This is a genomic window from Paraburkholderia kururiensis JCM 10599 = LMG 19447 (assembly GCF_003986935.1).
GTDB classification, from domain to species: domain Bacteria; phylum Pseudomonadota; class Gammaproteobacteria; order Burkholderiales; family Burkholderiaceae; genus Paraburkholderia; species Paraburkholderia kururiensis.
Genome location: NZ_RJZE01000013.1, coordinates 42770 through 59602, shown reverse-complemented (window position 1 = coordinate 59602; position 16833 = coordinate 42770). Strand labels below are relative to the sequence as shown.

13 protein-coding genes are annotated in these 16833 nt (G+C 62.9%); 5 read left to right on the top strand and 8 right to left on the bottom strand.

Annotation, left to right across the window (positions count from 1 at the left end; genetic code table 11):
• Positions 1–136: 136 nt before the first annotated feature.
• Positions 137–1798 carry an acyl-CoA synthetase gene (locus PKKP23_RS16925; protein ID WP_126877757.1) on the bottom strand — a complete coding sequence of 554 codons (1662 nt, stop codon included), beginning with the start codon at positions 1796–1798 and terminating at the stop codon, positions 137–139.
• 190 nt (positions 1799–1988) lie between these two features.
• Here PKKP23_RS16925 and PKKP23_RS16920 point away from each other — a divergent pair, with 190 nt between their 5' ends.
• Positions 1989–2840 carry a Crp/Fnr family transcriptional regulator gene (locus tag PKKP23_RS16920; RefSeq protein ID WP_240659039.1) on the top strand — a complete coding sequence of 284 codons (852 nt, stop codon included), beginning with the start codon at positions 1989–1991 and terminating at the stop codon, positions 2838–2840.
• A gap of 68 nt (positions 2841–2908) precedes the next feature.
• Here the strand turns inward: PKKP23_RS16920 and PKKP23_RS16915 are convergent, their stop codons facing one another.
• The 4 genes from PKKP23_RS16915 to corA form a co-directional block, all read right to left on the bottom strand.
• A complete protein-coding gene (locus PKKP23_RS16915) occupies positions 2909–4546 on the bottom strand; it encodes a methyl-accepting chemotaxis protein (protein ID WP_017773072.1) in 1638 nt (545 codons plus the stop codon).
• A 150-nt stretch (positions 4547–4696) separates the two neighbouring features.
• Positions 4697–5623 carry a glycosyltransferase family 9 protein gene (locus tag PKKP23_RS16910; RefSeq protein ID WP_126877756.1) on the bottom strand — a complete coding sequence of 309 codons (927 nt, stop codon included), beginning with the start codon at positions 5621–5623 and terminating at the stop codon, positions 4697–4699.
• Positions 5620–6636 carry a glycosyltransferase family 9 protein gene (locus PKKP23_RS16905; protein WP_240659038.1) on the bottom strand — a complete coding sequence of 339 codons (1017 nt, stop codon included), beginning with the start codon at positions 6634–6636 and terminating at the stop codon, positions 5620–5622. Before PKKP23_RS16905 ends, PKKP23_RS16910 begins: the two co-directional genes overlap by 4 nt.
• Positions 6637–6773: 137 nt before the next feature.
• Positions 6774–7751, bottom strand: a complete 978-nt coding sequence (gene corA / locus PKKP23_RS16900; RefSeq protein ID WP_126877755.1) for a magnesium/cobalt transporter CorA — start codon at positions 7749–7751, stop codon at positions 6774–6776.
• A 225-nt stretch (positions 7752–7976) separates the two neighbouring features.
• Between corA and PKKP23_RS16895 the strand changes: the two genes are divergently transcribed.
• On the top strand, positions 7977–9083 hold the full coding sequence (locus PKKP23_RS16895) for an MraY family glycosyltransferase (RefSeq protein ID WP_026121101.1): 1107 nt from the start codon (positions 7977–7979) through the stop codon (positions 9081–9083).
• Between the two features lie 48 nt (positions 9084–9131).
• On the opposite strand, the gene PKKP23_RS16890 is transcribed toward PKKP23_RS16895, so the two are convergent.
• From PKKP23_RS16890 to PKKP23_RS16880, 3 genes are read right to left on the bottom strand one after another with little or no spacing between them, the layout of a single operon-like run.
• On the bottom strand, positions 9132–11018 hold the full coding sequence (locus PKKP23_RS16890) for a polysaccharide biosynthesis protein (protein ID WP_126877754.1): 1887 nt from the start codon (positions 11016–11018) through the stop codon (positions 9132–9134).
• A complete protein-coding gene (locus tag PKKP23_RS16885; protein ID WP_126877753.1) occupies positions 11019–12050 on the bottom strand; it encodes an MraY family glycosyltransferase in 1032 nt (343 codons plus the stop codon).
• Between the two features lie 6 nt (positions 12051–12056).
• On the bottom strand, positions 12057–13016 hold the full coding sequence (locus PKKP23_RS16880; protein WP_114808998.1) for a UDP-glucose 4-epimerase family protein: 960 nt from the start codon (positions 13014–13016) through the stop codon (positions 12057–12059).
• A 641-nt stretch (positions 13017–13657) separates the two neighbouring features.
• Here PKKP23_RS16880 and rfbF point away from each other — a divergent pair.
• From rfbF to rfbH, 3 genes are read left to right on the top strand one after another with little or no spacing between them, the layout of a single operon-like run.
• Positions 13658–14428, top strand: a complete 771-nt coding sequence (rfbF, locus tag PKKP23_RS16875; protein ID WP_114808999.1) for a glucose-1-phosphate cytidylyltransferase — start codon at positions 13658–13660, stop codon at positions 14426–14428.
• On the top strand, positions 14428–15498 hold the full coding sequence (gene rfbG, locus PKKP23_RS16870; RefSeq protein ID WP_126877752.1) for a CDP-glucose 4,6-dehydratase: 1071 nt from the start codon (positions 14428–14430) through the stop codon (positions 15496–15498). Before rfbF ends, rfbG begins: the two co-directional genes overlap by 1 nt.
• Before the next feature lie 11 nt (positions 15499–15509).
• A complete protein-coding gene (gene rfbH / locus PKKP23_RS16865; protein WP_126877751.1) occupies positions 15510–16823 on the top strand; it encodes a lipopolysaccharide biosynthesis protein RfbH in 1314 nt (437 codons plus the stop codon).
• Positions 16824–16833: the final 10 nt, after the last annotated feature.

Sequence of the window (16833 nt, the reverse complement as noted above, 5' to 3'; positions counted from 1 at the left end):
CGAGGCCCGCCGAACAGCGACAGTCTTTGCGAGGAGCTTACGAGGTGTTTCGAGTCCTTCTTTCGAGTGCTACAGCCTCCTCGTTTCCCGCCCTTCCCGCAGGCGGGCGCCGCTGAGCGATCAGCCGATCAACCGATCAACCTTTAGGCGGCGGATCGCCCGCGAGGTCGATGGCGCGGTCCGAGCCCACGGCTGTGCGCAGCTGGAACTTCTGGATCTTGCCGGTCGAGGTCTTCGGCAGCTCGCCAAAACGCACCACCTTCGGCAGCTTGTAGCTCGCGAGGAACAGACGGCAGTGCGCGATGATCTCCTCCACGGTCACGCTCGCGCCCTCCCTCAACTCGACGAAGGCGCACGGCACTTCGCCCCACTTCGGGTCGGGCATCGCGACCACGGCCGCCACCGCCACGGCGGGATGACGGTACAGCGCGTCTTCCACCTCGATGCTCGAAATGTTCTCGCCGCCCGAAATGATGATGTCCTTGCGCCGGTCTTTGATGCGCACGTAGCCGTCGGGCATCAGCACGCCGAGGTCGCCCGTGTGGAACCAGCCGCCACGGAAGGCTTCCTCGGTGGCCTGCTCGTTCTTGAGGTAGCCCTTCATGCAGATGTTGCCGCGGAACATGATCTCGCCGAGCGTTTCGCCGTCGGCGGGCACCGCTTCGAGCGTATCGGGATCGAGCACGGTCACGCCGGCCTGCAGGTGATAGCGCACCCCCTGGCGCGCGTTGAGGCGAGCGCGTTCGTCGTCGTCGAGCGCATCCCAATGCGCCTGCTTCGCGCACACGGCGGCCGGGCCGTACACCTCGGTCAGGCCGTAGACGTGCGTGAGGTCGAAGCCGATTTCCTTCATCTTCGCGATCACGGCCGGCGCCGGCGCAGCCCCCGCCACCATGGCGTGGACTTTCTGCGTGATGCCTTCGCGCCATTCGGCCGGCGCATTCGCGATGGCGCTCTGCACGATGGGCGCGCCGCAGTAATGCGTGATGCCTTCACGGCGAATCAGGTCCAGCACGTAGCGTGCTTCGAAGCGCCGCAGACATACGTTGACGCCCGCACGCGCCGCCACGGTCCACGGGAAGCACCAGCCGTTGCAATGGAACATGGGCAGCGTCCAGAGGTAGACGCAGTGCTTGGGCAGGTCCCATTCGAGGATGTTGGACAACGCGTTCATGTACGCGCCGCGATGGTGGTACACCACGCCCTTCGGGTCGCCGGTGGTGCCCGACGTGTAGTTGAGCGCGATGGCCTCCCACTCGTCGGCGGGCGGCGTCCAGACGAAGTCGGGATCGCCCTGGGCGAGGAAGGCCTCGTAGTCCGTCGCGTTCGGGAACTTGCCGGGCTCGGCGGGCTGCACGTCGGCTACGCTCACAATGCGCACGTGCGGCAGTTCGAGCGCTACGCGATGCGCGAAGTCGCCGAATTCGGTATCGACGATCAGCACCTTCGCTTCGCCATGACGCAGCATGAAGAGCATGGAGGCGATATCGAGCCGCGTGTTCAGCGCATTGAGCACGGCGCCCACCATCGGCACGCCGAAGTGCGCCTCCACCATCTCGGGAATATTCGGCAGCAGCACGGCGACCGTATCGCCGTGGCCCACGCCCACGCGGGCAAGCGCGCTGGCAAGGCGCCGCGTGCGCTCGTAGGTCTCGCGCCAGTTGCGGCGCGTCTCGCCGTAGACGATGGCCGGGCGGTCGCCGTAGACTTCGGCGGCGCGCGCAATGAAATCGATCGGCGTGAGCGAGACGTAATTGGCCTCACGGCGGCCGAGTCCCTCCTCGAATATGTGCGTCATTGCAGCGTCTCCATGTGTCCTGGATGTCCGATATGTCATCAGGTTCCCGTCAGTTTCGGGCGTTATGGTTTCTTATCGCGGTAGAGGCTACCGCACCGCCCTTTTTGGAGTCTGTCATCGAAACGACAGATTCGCCCATCGGGCGCGACCCTTCCGGCCGCGCCCACACAGATTGACGGACCGCCCCTCCATGAGTGCCGTTTTGAACCACCTGGATCATGATCTGCCGCAAGAACGGCTTTCTTCTGACCGTTCCGAGGCTACGACCTGCAAGCCGGCGGCGCCCGCCCCGGACGCCATGAAAGAAGCGTGGGTTGCGCCCGTGCCCGATCCGGCCCCGGCTGAGCCGCTGACCGCATTGGAGCAGCGCGCGGCGCTCTTTGCGCGCAGTGCGTGGTTCCGGGCGCTCGCGCCGGAGCATCAGGCGTTGGTGGTGGAGACGGGCGAGGCGCGGTATCACGAGGCGGGCGAATGGGTCGCGCGCCGGCTCGAACCCTCGGCCTACTGGATCGGCGTGCATACGGGGCTCTTGAAGCTCGCCATCTGCAACCCGGACGGGCGCAGCTGCACGCTCTCGGGCGTGCCGTCGGGCGGCTGGTTCGGGGAGGGCAGCGTGATCAAGCAGGAGCTGCGCAAGTACGACGTGGTGACGATCCAGCGCTCGCTCGTGATGTTCGTGCCCTCAGCCACGTTTCACACGCTGCTCAATACGAGCCTGCCGTTCAACGGCTTCGTGATCCGCCAGTTGAACAATCGCATGGGCGAATTCATCGCGTCGATCCAGAACAGCCGGCTGCTCGACGTGGACGCGCGCGTGGCGCAGGCTCTCGCGCAGCTGTTCAATCCGGACCTCTATCCGGATACCGGCCCCACGCTCGCGATTTCACAGGAAGAGCTGGGGCTGCTCGTCGGCGTGTCGCGCCAGCGCATCAACCAGGCGCTGCAGACGCTCGAGCGCATCGGCGTCGTGCAGCTTGCCTATAACCAGATCACCGTGCTCGACCTCGCACAACTGGCCGCTTTCGGGCGGGAGCAGATCTAGGCGGGCGATCCGCCCCGGGGCAGTTGCACGGGTTGCACACTGACGCCCAGTCCCAGTGCCGGAGAAGCCTAAGCGGCAGCAGCAGGCACGTGCGTGAGTTGTGCACGCTCGCTGCGTTCCGGCCGCACGGAAGCAGCGGCACGAACCGGCCGTTCGCCCTCTGCAAGACGGAACACGGCCACCGCATCGCGCAGCACGTCGGCCTGCGATTCGAGCGACTTCGCGGCCGCCGCGGCTTCCTCCACGAGCGCCGCGTTGTGCTGCGTCACCTCGTCGATCTGCGCGATGGCCTTGTTGATCTGCTCGATGCCGTCGCTCTGCTCCAGCGCCGCCGCTTCGATCTCGCTCATGATGCTCGTCACGCGCGTGACGGATTCCATCGCGTCCTGCATGGTGCGGCGCGCGTCGCCCACGAGCGTCGCGCCCTGCTCCACCTTCGCCGTAGATTCGCCGATCAGTTCCTTGATCTCTTTGGCCGCGGTGCCCGAGCGCTGCGCGAGGCTGCGCACTTCGGCGGCGACCACCGCGAAGCCGCGGCCCTGCTCCCCCGCGCGAGCCGCTTCAACGGCCGCATTGAGCGCCAGGATGTTGGTCTGGAACGCGATGCCTTCGATCATGCCGATGATCTCGGCCATCTTGCGCGACGAGTCGGTGATGCCGTCCATCGTTTCCGTCACACGCGTGACCACATCGCCGCTGCGCACCACCGTATCGAGCGCGGTTTGCGCGAGACGGCTCGCCTGACGCGCGTTGTCGGTGTTCTGCTTTACCGTGGCGGACAGCTCTTCCATGCTCGCGGCCGTTTCCTGCAGCGCGGCGGCCTGTTGCTCGGTGCGCTGCGAGAGGTCCGCGTTGCCCGCTGAAATTTCGTTCGCGCCGTGCGTGATCGCGCTCGTGGTGCCGCGCACTTTCGAGACGGTGTCCACGAGTCCGTCGCGCATCTGCGCAAGCGCGGCCAGCAACTGCCCCATCTCGTTACGCGATTTCGAATGCACGCTCACGGTCAGGTCGCCGGCGGCGATGCTGCGGAAGTGGTCGATGGTGCGATTCACCGGCTTGATGACTGCCGACGAAAGACCGACACGCGCCATCAGCCCGATCGCGACGCCCACGGCGCCGATCGCGCCGAACAAGAGCGTCAGCAGGTGAAAACGCGTGGCGGCAGCCTGCGCTTCGTGCTGGCCCTTGTCGGCCTGCACGCGGTCGAGTGCGTCGATGGCTTTCGCGTAGGCCGCATAGTAGCCGTCGGCTGTCTCGCCCTGGATCTTGCGGAAGGTCGTGAAGTCGTAGTCGTTGAGCGCCTTGAATTCCGGCTCGATCGCATCGTTCACGAGCGCCGCGCGCGCCTTGGCCACGGTCTGCGCGAGACGCTGTTCCTCGTCGCTCGAAAACGGACCTGCAGCGTAGCGCTGGAATTCGCGCGTCGAGTCTTCGAGCACCTTGTGCGCAGCGGGCAACAGCGTGTCGGTCTGCTTGCCGACGCTAAAGAGCGTCTCGTAGCTGCCGAGCGCAAGACGCACGCGCAGCAGCTTCTCCGAACTCGTGCGCAGGCTCGACAGCGCTGCGGCGCTGCGTTGTGCATCTTCGATGCCGTTGTTCGCGAGCTTGAGTGCACCGAAGCCGACGCCGATCACGGTCAGCAGAAACGCGACAAAGACACCGATGACCAACGTCAGGCCACCGCGAATGGTGATGTTGTTCAGCATGAAGTCCCCCGGAGCATTGTTTCTTCCTGTGGGCGGTCTGCGGTTTCCGAAGGTACGCAAACCTTCCCGTCCGGGATAACGACGCGGCGAAAAGGGCCGCGCATAGGGACTATCCATGATGCGGTGAGGCCGCAGTGGCGCGCGGCCTCACTATGTGGGATCAGCGAGGGTGGCGAGGGTGTTTTTGCGTGGGCCGTGTGGATCGCCGCGCGTGAGCTGTTCGAAAGAATGCAGCACGCGGCGCGCACTCAACGCGAACGTCCAGTAGCGCTCCTTCAACACGCCCACCACGAGATTGCGTGGCAGCACGATGGCGCCACGCCCCCACTTCGGCTGCCAGGTCCGTGCAATGCCCCGGCGCATGAAGAGCGTGAGCGTCGGCACACCGAGCGCCGAAGCGAGATGCCCGAGCCCCGAATCGTTGCCGATGAACCAGCCCGACTCGGCAATCCACGCGGCCACGTCGGCAAGACGCTCGAACGAGCGCAGACTGCGCGATGCCTCATGATCGTGCTGCCATGCTTCGCGTTCGGCCGGCGCAACGAGAAAGGTGGGCTCGTAGCCGCGCTGCACGAGCTTTTTCGCGAGCGCCACGAACTTGCGCTGCGGCCAGATCTTCTCGATGTGACTGCCGGTGGGATGGATCGCCACACGCCGCTCGTTCACGCGAAATCGCACGTGATGGGGCACCGCGATGCCGTTTTCCCGCGTAATGCGCGCAAGGCCAAAGCCGTCGCGCGCCACCGCGAGAAACATGTCGATCATGTGCCGGCGTGTGCGGAACGCCTCGAGACGTGCCAGCTCGCAATGCCGGCCACCCGTGCTCACAAGCGACGCGCCGAACGGTGTCGCGTGCAGTTCGATCACGAGGTCGAATGCCTCGCGGCATGCGCCCTTGTGTCGTATCTCCACCTCGGGGAACCACTCGGCAAGATCGCTCACCACCCAGCTGAACACCACGGGCCGATGACCGTTGCGGACCAGGTTGTTGACCAGCACCATCGTCAACAGCGTGTCGCCGATGGCAGGCGACATCACGACGGCAATCGACGATGCGCGCGCAAGCGCCGCTTTCATGTGCCGACCTCCTGCCCTGCGCCCGCGGGCGCACCGCAGCCGTTCATGGCCACCGCGTGCGTGCGGAGCATGCAAAAAGCGGCGAAAAGACGCGCGACGGAAATGGACTCGCGCCACCACCGTTCCTTCAGTGCCGCCGTGGGCAGCCACCACGGCGGGTAGACGATCGCTCCCGGTGCGAAGCCTGGCCGCCAGCGGTGCGCGACGCGCTTACGCCGGAACACGGAGAGCGTGGGCACGCCGAGCGACGACGCGAGATGTCCTACGCCCGAGTCGTTGCCGATGAACCAGCCGCACTCGTAGAGCCAGTCTGCAAGCGCCGTGGTGGTGTCGAACGAGCGCAAGGCCGGCATCGGGACGCCGGTCTGCGGCCAGCGCGAACGTTCGCGTTCGTGCATGACGAACACGGGCTCGAACCCCGCCCTTTCCAGGCGCCGTGCCAGTGCGATGAACCGCGCGGGTAGCCAGCGCTTGTCGGCGCTGCTCGCCTCCGGGTGAATCGCCACGCGCCTCGCATGGCGGCGAAACACGCGTCCGGGCGGTGCCTGCATGCCGTTGGTCGCAACGGCGCGCGGCAGCCCGAACGTCGCGGCGGCGAAGCCCGCAAAGCGTTTCGCCATGCAATCGTCGTTGTCCGCGTACTCGGCCTCATGCAGATGAATGAAACCCTTGTGCCAGGCGCCGGCATCGGCGAGCGGCCGGTCGCGATGCATCTGCACGATGACCTGAAACGATTCGAGCGCCCGCACGGCTGCGCCCGGCGCGAGCGCGGGCGAAATGGGAAGACGGGGGAAGCAGTGCGCCAGCGCGTGCGCATGATCGCCGTAGACCTGCACGCGCCAGCCAGCGCACGCGAGGTTGTGTGCGACTACGAGCAGGTTCAGCGTGTCGCCCAGTGCCGGCGACATCACGAATGCGGCGGCGGGTCGCACATGTGCGGGCGCAGGCACGGCAGCGCCGAAAGTACGGCAGGCAGGGAGCGAACTCTCCGGGCGAGCGGGTCCGGAAGTCATGGCATCGGTCCAGTCGAATTGCACTGGACCGGTATGCTGCCGAAGAACGTTAAATCATGGGTTACGCCGTCTTGCTGGAGATTTCCGTTCCCCACACGGGCGCAAGACGAGACGGCGGCAAGGGCGCCGCCCCGGCGTTATAACCACCCTGCCTTGCGAAACCGCAGCCACAACACGACGTCGATGGCCGCCATGACGGCGAGGCAGATGGGATAGCCGTACTTGTAGTGCAGCTCCGGAATGCTCTGGAAGTTCATGCCGTAGATGCCCGCGATCATCGTGGGCACGGCGAAGAGCGCGGCCACGGAACCGAGCCGCTTGGTCACCTCGTTCTCGGCAAGCGAGATCATGCCGAGGTTCACCTGGATCGCCGTGACAGTCATTTCGCGGCGGCCGTCGATGGCGCGCACGATGCGTTCGAGGTGGTCGTACACGTCGCGGAAATACGCCTGCATGCCGGTGCAAAGCTGCGGAATACGGCCACCCGTGAGCTTGCTCACGGCTTCGAGCAGCGGCGTGATGTGATGCTGAAGCACCACCAGGCGCCGCTTCATCGAATAAAGGTCTTCGATGATGCCGCGCGACGCCGACAGATCATGACGCTCGAAGATGCGGTCTTCGATTTCCTCGAGCTGAAGGCCCATGGCTTCGAGTACCGGGAAATAGCCGTCGACGATATGGTCGATCAGCGCATACAGCACAAAGCCCGAACCGAGCTTGAGCAACTCGGGCTCACGCTCGCAGCGCTCGCGCACCGCCTGAAAACCGTGACGCGTGCGGCTGCGCACGGAAAGCACGTAGTTCGGACCCACGAATACATCGACTTCGCCAATCACGAGTTCGCCGTCGTCGTCCATCTCCACGGTGTGCAAGACTGCGAACAATGACTCGCCGTACTCCTCGATCTTCGCCGACTGATGCTGGTGCCGCACGTCTTCCACCGCGAGGTCGTGCAGGCCGAACTCCTCCTTCATCTTGTCGAGTTCTTCGGGCTCGGCATCTTTGAGCGCCACCCAGACGAAACAGTCGGGCTTCTTGACGTACTCGCTGACGTCCTCGATATCGATCGTGCCGAGCCTTCGGCCCTCCTGATAGGCCACGCAATTGATCAGCATGCTGTTACCTTCCGAAAAGCGTTCTTGCGCGCCGCGTCGCCGCGAACCGCGCGTCTTTACAGGGGCGGGAATAGCGCATGATACCGAGCCCGGCTGCGAGCGCCTCTGCGAGCGCCTCCGAAAACGTTCGTTGTTCCGGGACGGGCGCGGCGGCCCGTCATTCCCTTTCGGGCCGCACAAGCAGGGTTTGTATAATTCCGCCTTTGCCCTCCCCGGTTGGCTTTCATGCTTAGTTTCGCGCTCGGCTTCATCGTCTCGTTTCTGATCACGCTGCTGATCGTGCGGTACGCGCATCTGCATGAGAAATTTTCCACCGACAGCGATCTGGCGGGCGTCCAGAAATTCCACGCGCGGCCCGTGCCGCGCATTGGCGGCACGGGAATCCTGATCGGGCTCGTAGCCTCCGCAGTGCAGTTGCATGTGAGCTATCCGGCCGTGTCCGGCGGGATTCTTGGGCTGATCGCCTGCGGGCTACCTGCCTTCGCATCGGGCCTCGTGGAGGATCTGACCAAACGCGTATCGCCATTCGCGAGGCTGGTCTGCACCATGGCTGCGGCGGCGCTCGCGTACTTCGCGCTTGGCATCGCGGTGACGCGCATCAGCGTGCCGCCGCTCGACTTTCTGCTCACCTACGCCGTGATTTCAGGCGCCGTGACCGTGCTCGCCGTGGCGGCGCTCGCGAATGCGATCAACATCATCGACGGCTTCAACGGACTCGCGTCCATGGTGGCGTTCATGATGTTCGCCTCGCTCGCGTATGTGGCGTTTCAGGTGCACGATCCGGTCGTACTCTCCGCGTCGCTGATCATGATGGGCGCGGTAATGGGGTTCTTCATCTGGAACTTCCCGGCCGGGCTGATCTTTCTGGGCGACGGTGGCGCTTACTTCATCGGCTTCATGCTGGGCGAACTCGCGATCATGCTGGTGATGCGCAACCGCGATGTGTCGGCGTGGTATCCGGTGCTGCTCTTCATGTATCCGATCTTCGAGACGTGCTTCTCGATCTACCGGAAGAAGTTCATCCGCGGCATGTCGCCCGGGATTCCCGACGGCGTGCATCTGCACATGCTCGTGTACAAGCGGTTGATGCGCTGGGCCGTCGGTGCACGCACGGCGCGCGAGCTGACGCGGCGAAACTCGCTGACTTCACCCTATCTCTGGCTGCTCTGCCTGATCGCCGTGATTCCGGCCACGCTGTTCTGGCGGCACACCGTTCACCTGTTTGCGTTCGTCGTGGTGTTTGCGGTGACCTACGTGTGGCTTTATGTGAGTATCGTCAGGTTCAAGTCGCCGCGGTGGTTGGTGGTGAGGAAGGATCACGCGGAGCGCTGAACCCGCCATCGTTCTGCTGCCCGCGCTGTTTCCGCGTGCTTCACCAGGCTAACGCAACCCTTGCACCTGTGCGACAGTCGCGACGCTTTCGAGCATCGGCATCGCCGTGGGCTGATATTCGTGCACCCAGCGCCGCAGGTCGCGACGAACTTCGTCGTCGTCGGGTACGCGATGCTGCATCAACCACGGCAGTAGCTCGTCGAGCAGATTGTCCGGCACCTCGCGCGCCTTCGCGATACGCAGCTTCGGGTGCGGTGTGCGCGTAGTCGTTTCGTCGTCCGCAAGCAGTTCTTCGTAAAGCTTCTCGCCCGGCCGCAGCCCCGTGAACGCAATGCGGATCTGCTCTTCCGTGAACCCATACAGGCGGATCAGATCGCGGGCGAGATCGACGATCTTCACGGGCTCACCCATGTCGAGAATGAAAATCTCGCCACCCTGCCCCATGCTCGACGCCTGCAGCACGAGCTGCGAAGCCTCTGGAATCGTCATGAAGAAGCGCGTGATCTCAGGGTGAGTCACGGTCACGGGGCCACCCTTCGCGATCTGCTGCTGAAACTTGGGGATCACGCTGCCCGCGCTGCCCAGCACGTTTCCGAAGCGCACCGTCTCGAACTGGGTGCGCGAACTCATCTGCTGCAACGCCTGACACGCCATTTCGGCAAGCCGTTTGCTCGCACCCATCACGTTCGTCGGATTCACGGCCTTGTCGGTCGAGATCAACACGAAGTGCCTCACCTCGTGACGGATAGCTGCGCGCGCCACGCGGTACGTGCCGAGGACGTTGTTGCGCACAGCCTGCCACGCGTTGACTTCCTCCATCAGCGGCACGTGTTTGTACGCGGCCGCATGGAACACGATGTGGGGTGTGTAGCGCGCCATGACCTGGTCGAGCAGCAGCGAGTCTTTTGCATCGCCGATCACGGGCACGAGCGAAACCTCGGGATACCTGTCGCGGAGCTCTTCGTTGAGCCGGTAAATGGCGAACTCGGAAATGTCGAAAGCAACGAGCTGCGCGGGGCCGAACCGCAGAATCTGCCTGCACAGCTCGGAACCGATCGATCCACCAGCGCCCGTCACCATCACGACGCGGTTTCGAAGAAGCGCTTGCACGTGCACGGTATCGATCATCACCGGATCGCGCCCCAGCAGATCCTCCAGGTCGATCTGCCGAACTCTCGATAGAAACGCCTGCCCTTGGGTGAGCGGCGTAAGCGCGGGCAAAACCATCGCCTTCACGCCGGCGCGAACGCACAGTGTCGCGACGCGCCGGTGCGCTTCAACCGACGCCGACGGCACCGCAATGATCACGTGCTCGACTTTCAGACCGGAACTGATTTTCTGCAGATCGCCGATAGGCCCCAGCACGCGGTAGCCGTAGAGCTCACGTCCTTGTTTGACGGGGTCATCGTCCAGCAGGCCGACAAGGCGCCATTCGCCGGATCGCTTGAGTTCCCGTACGAGATTCGCGCCCGCTGTTCCCGCGCCGAGCACCAATACCGGTTTGCCCTGCCCGACGAGTCCGCCGTAGCGATAGAACTCCTTCGCAGCACGATATAACGCCCGTGATCCACCCATTGCCAGAAACAGCAGCATAGGCGACACGAGCAGCACCGAACGGGGCACGACAGGCTTCGGCTGCAACAGCGCAGAAGCAATCACGACAGCCAGTGCGCCAACGCATACGGCCTTGGCAATACGCACGAGATCGGGAAGGCTCGCGAACACCCACATGCCGCGGTAGAGCCCGTAGCCGCGAAACATGAGGCCATAGATGACGAGCACCCAAAACAGCGCGTGCAAGCCGCTGTTCCAGAACTCCGCCGGTACGGGGCCGTTGAAGCGAATGACATAGGCGAGCAGCCACGCCGCCGATACGGCACACAGGTCAAACGCAAATGCGCTGAGCGAAAGCCATCGAGCCTTGAATCTTTTCATCTATGCAGAACCTCGCGTTCGCCCGGAGAGCGGCAAACGCCGCCAGCGTCGATCAATCCACGCGCCGGCCAGAACCAGCACGCCCGCCCACGCCGCAACGGCAAGCCATTGGAAAAGAGGAGCAAAGCCTCGGGAGAACAGAGCAATTATTATGCCGGCACCCATGAACAAGTACCAGATCTTTGCGGTGGACGCGTGCCCGAACCCCGCCTGCACCATTCTTTGATAGTAGTGCTCGCGATGCGCTTGCCAGAACTTTTCTCCGCGGGCGATGCGTTTGAGCAATGTGACGGAAGCGTCGGCAATAAAGGGCGAAAACGCCATCGCGGGAAACCAGAGCGGCCAGACGCCGCCGCGCCAGCCAAGGTATCCCAACGCTCCAGCGAGAAAACCCAGCGGAATCGATCCGGCATCCCCCAGAAAAATTCGTGCCGGGTGGAAGTTGAACAAGAGGAAGCCCGCGGCCGCTCCAGCCACGAGAATGGACCCCATCGCCAGCTCGAGATCCGGATGCACGGCCGTCAATGCACCCACGGCATATCCACTGAAGCCGAATACGGCCATTCCACCGGCCAGGCCGTCCGCGCCGTCCATGAAGTTGTACAGGTTGACCAGCCAGACGAGCAGAAACGCGATAGCGGCCAACACCCACCAAGGCGCATCCGCAGGATAGGACGCTACCAGCGCGATAACGGCGGCGACATGGCCGCCGAAGCGCACTCGCGCCGGCAAGCCGCGGCGATCGTCGATTTGCGAAAGCGCTGCAAGAAGCGCAGCCAGCAGCGCCGGCAACCACATGGTGGGCGCAAAGACAGCCATCGTGACGACCGAGACCGGTACGATGCCCCAACCGCCGATGCGTGGCGTCGGTTTCGTGTGCAACGAACGATCGTTTGGAATATCGGTCGCGAGTCGCCAGGCAAGACCGGTCTTGAGCAACGCCCACAGAACGGCCGCGCACAGCGCTAACGCAAGCAAAGCCCCAAAGAGCGCGCGTAGCACTGGAGGGGCAAGAAGAGAATCGATCTGCATGTAAGGTCAGCGCGTTGAATCGTACCAGGAAGCGGTCTCCAGCAGGCCTTGCTCGACCGTGTATGGCGCCGACCAGCCGAGCACTTCGCGAATATGTGCGCTATCCACGCGCAAGTCGCCCACAAGTCGGTCGATGGCAGCAGAGCGTCCGGTCAACCGGCCCGCAAGACGCAGAAGCGGCACGGGAACGGGGATCAGCCGGGTGGGTACGTGAAGTTGCCTCGCGAGCGCTTCTACGAGCTCGGCCACAGTCAGATCCTGACCGTCGGTGACATGGAACGTCTGCCCCGCGGCACCGGGCGCGACGATGCAATGAACAAGCGCGTCCGCCAGGTTGTCGACGAACACCATGCTGCGGCGCGCCGTGACGGCGCCCAAGGGCAAGGGAACACCCTTCGCTATGGCGCGCATCAATTGAAGAAAGTTGGCTCGCACACCCGGGCCGTAGACCAGCGGCGGGCGCACGATCACGATCTCCATGCCCGATTGCGCGCCGAATTCAAGCAACGCCCGCTCCGCCTCGAGCTTGGAAATGCCGTATGGGTCGGTCGGCATGGGCCGGTCCGTTTCGGTGACCGGATGGTCCTGGCTGCTTTCCGCTACGGCCTTGATGCTGCTCACGAAGACCAAACGGCGAACACCGGCACGACGCGCTGCCCGCGCGACGCGCAAGCTGCCGGTCACGTTGGTCGCCCGGTATGCCGCGAGCGGCTCGGATACTGCCTCTTTCATGACGTGCACACGCGCGGCGAGATGGACCACAACATCGCAATGCAGCGTCGACGGCCACGCATCTTCGATGCCGTCGAAATCGTCTGCGCCGAAGACCCACTCGCGAACGCCACTGTATGTGGACTGCGGGTGGCGCACGATGCCCGTCACGACGTCTCCTCGTTCCAGCAAGACACGGGACAGTGCTTTGCCGACGAAACCGTTCGCTCCGGTGATGGCGATGTGTTGGGTCATGAGCGCGTTCGAGACCGGCAAGTCAATAACCTATGCACTGCTGGCCACGCTGCCCTCCAGCGTGGCGACGAACAAAACAAGTCCTCGCAGCGAAGATCGAAAAGATGCGCCCTCTCCCTATGTGCCTGCCGGGGCACGAGCAGCGCCGTGCACCTCAATAGCGACCGTGGCAACGAATCCGGCATCAAGACTCCTTCAAAGCAGGGCGCTGGGCAGAAGCGCGACCAGCCGTATTGTAGACATGCCGCCATGAGACCAACACAGCGTGAGAGCGAACCTGTGCGCGAGAGTGTCCATGGATAAGGAGATAAGGACAAGGACGCCCGTTGCCCACGTGTTGCGACGTGGAGTGGCAAGAACCCGAGGAGTTGAGATCGGGTCGCGGAGCAACGGTCGGCACGCAAGTGCGCGCGTCAAGCCGCCCTATTGTTCGCGGAGACCCTCATGCTAAAATCGTAGGATTCGGTCAGATTTCGTCACATCTTTACCGTAATTCGATTCGCTGGCATCAGCGCAGCCAACAGAACGACCCAGGCTGCGACTTCGCGGCACATCGGGCAAATGCGGGCACTTGCCCCGAAACCGTCCTCCGGTTCACTCATTGCTCACCGAATTTTCGACTGCGTCCAGACAGGATTTCAATGAAAGCTGTAATTCTCGCAGGTGGACTTGGGACCCGAATTTCCGAAGACACCGTCAATCGCCCCAAGCCGATGATCGAGATTGGCGGCAAGCCGATCCTCTGGCACATCATGAAGATCTACTCGGCATATGGCGTCAATGACTTTGTCATCTGCTGCGGCTACAAGGGTTACGTAATCAAGGAATATTTCGCGAACTATTTCCTGCACACGTCCGATGTCACGTTCGACATGCGGACCAACGAAATGCAGGTTCATCAGCAATATGCCGAACCGTGGAAGGTGACGCTGGTGGATACGGGCGAATCCACCATGACGGGTGGGCGGCTGCGGCGCGTGAGAGACTTCGTGAAGGACGAAGAGGCCTTCTGCTTTACGTATGGCGACGGTCTCAGCAACATCAACATTTCTTCTCTCGTCGAGTACCACAGGGCACACGGCAATCAGGCAACGCTCACCGCGACCTACCCGCCGGGCCGATTCGGCGCGCTGCATATCGAAGATCGCAAGGTCAGCTCGTTCAAGGAGAAGCCGAAAGGCGACGGCGGCATGATCAACGGCGGATTCTTCGTGCTTTCGCCCAAGGTTATCGATCTCATTCCCGACGACGAATGCGTCTGGGAACGCGAACCGCTCGAACAACTCGCCGCCCAGGGGCAACTCTCGGCCTATGAACACGAAGGCTTCTGGCAGCCTATGGACACGCTGCGCGACAAAACGCTCCTGGAAGACCTCTGGCAATCCGGCAAGGCACCGTGGAAGGTTTGGTGATGAAGGACGCTTCGTTCTGGCTCGGCAAGAAGGTCTTCCTGACCGGCCATACGGGTTTCAAGGGTAGCTGGCTCACGCTCTGGCTGCGAGCCCTGGGAGCCGAGGTCACGGGCTACGCGCTCGCACCGGAAACCACGCCGAACCTCTACACGCTTGCGCAAGCCGGCGATGGGATCGAATCGGTCATCGCCGATATCCGCGACCGCGAGCGATTGCTCAACGCAATCAGGGCCGCTCAGCCCGAAATCGTCATTCATATGGCGGCACAACCGCTCGTGCGCGAATCGTACGTCACGCCGGTGGAAACCTATGAAACGAATGTGCTCGGGACCGTCTATCTGCTCGACGCCATTCGACTCGTGCCGGGCGTGAAATCCGTCGTGATCGTCACCACGGACAAATGCTACGAAAACCGCGAGTGGGAATGGGGTTATCGCGAAAACGAGGCGATGGGCGGCTACGACCCGTACAGCAGCAGCAAGGGTTGCGCCGAACTGGTTACGGCCGCTTATCGAAACGCCTTCTTCAATCCGGCCGCCTATCAGCAGCATGGCGTCGCGGTGGCCAGCGCGCGAGCGGGCAATGTGATTGGCGGAGGCGACTGGGCGGCCGACCGGCTCATTCCGGACATCATGCGGGCAATCGCAAACGGGGAGACGGTCCATATCCGCAGCCCGCACGCCATTCGTCCGTGGCAACACGTGCTCGAACCGCTCAGCGGCTATCTCGTCCTCGCTGAAAAGCTCTACACGGAAGGTACGCGATACGCGGATGCCTGGAACTTCGGCCCGAACGACTCCGATGCGCAGCCTGTGCAAGCCATCGTGGAGCGGCTCACCTCCCAGTGGGGTGAAGGTGCCCGATGGAAACTGGACGACGGTAACCATCCGCACGAAGCCACCTACCTGAAGCTAGATTGTTCGAAAGCGCGCGCGCGTCTCGGATGGCGGGCGAGATGGAATCTCGATCACGCACTGGACAATATCGTCGCGTGGTACAAGGCTGCCGCTCGTCACGAAGACATGAAGGCCGTCACGCTCGCCCAAATCGACGAATACACTCATTCTTGAAGCTATCCCCCATGAACAAAGATCAGATCCGCGAACAGATCATCCAGCTCGTCAAGCAATACGGCGAGCTCGCCACCCAACCGCGCGCGTTCGAGCCGGGACAAACCGTCGTTCCGCCGTCCGGCAAGGTGATTGGCGCGAAAGAGATGGAACTGATGGTCGAAGCCTCGCTCGACGGGTGGCTGACCACGGGGCGCTTCAATGAGGAATTCGAAAAGAAGCTCGCAGCATTTCTCGGCGTCAAATATCTGATCACGGTGAACTCCGGTTCGTCGGCCAACCTGATCGCTTTCTCCACGCTCACATCGCCCAAACTCGGCGATCGCGCCATCCGTCAAGGCGATGAAGTCATTGGCGTCGCGGCAGGCTTCCCCACTACGGTCAATCCGATTCTCCAGTTCGGGGCGGTGCCCGTTTTCGTGGACGTGGAACTGGGTACGTACAACATCGACGCAAGCAAGATCGAAGCGGCCATTTCGCCGAAAACGAAGGCGATCATGCTGGCGCACACGCTGGGCAATCCGTACAACCTGGAAGTCATCACGGCGCTGTGCAAGAAGCACAACCTGTGGCTGATCGAAGACTGCTGCGATGCTCTCGGGGCTACCTACGACGGCAAGCTGGTCGGTACCTTCGGCGACATCGGCACGCTCAGCTTCTACCCCGCGCATCACATCACGATGGGTGAAGGCGGTGCGGTATTCACCAACAATCCCGATCTCAAGCTGATCGCCGAATCGTTCCGCGACTGGGGCCGCGACTGCTATTGCGCGCCCGGAAAGGACAACACCTGCGGCAAGCGCTTTTGCTGGAAGCTCGGCAACCTGCCCGAAGGTTACGATCACAAGTACACGTATTCGCACCTGGGCTACAACCTCAAGATCACCGACATGCAGGCGGCGTGTGCCCTTGCACAGATGGACCGGCTTGAAGGCTTCATTCAGGCCCGACGCGACAACTTCGCCTATCTTCACGACAAGCTGCAGAGCTGCAAGGAATTCCTGATCCTGCCGCACGCTACGCCCAACTCCGTGCCGTCGTGGTTTGGTTTCCCGATCACGCTGAAACCGGAAGCCGATTTCCGGCGTGTCGATCTGCTCTCCTATCTCGACCAGAACAAGATCGGAACACGTCTGCTGTTCGCGGGCAATCTCACGCGCCAGCCATACATGATCGGCCGCGAATACCGCGTGAGCGGCGAGCTGACGAACACAGATATCGTCATGAACCAGACGTTCTGGGTTGGCGTGTATCCGGGTCTTAGCCGTGAAATGCTCGACTTCATCGTGGAAAAGATCGAAACGTTCCTGGGCGTCAACTTCTAAAAGTCTCGAA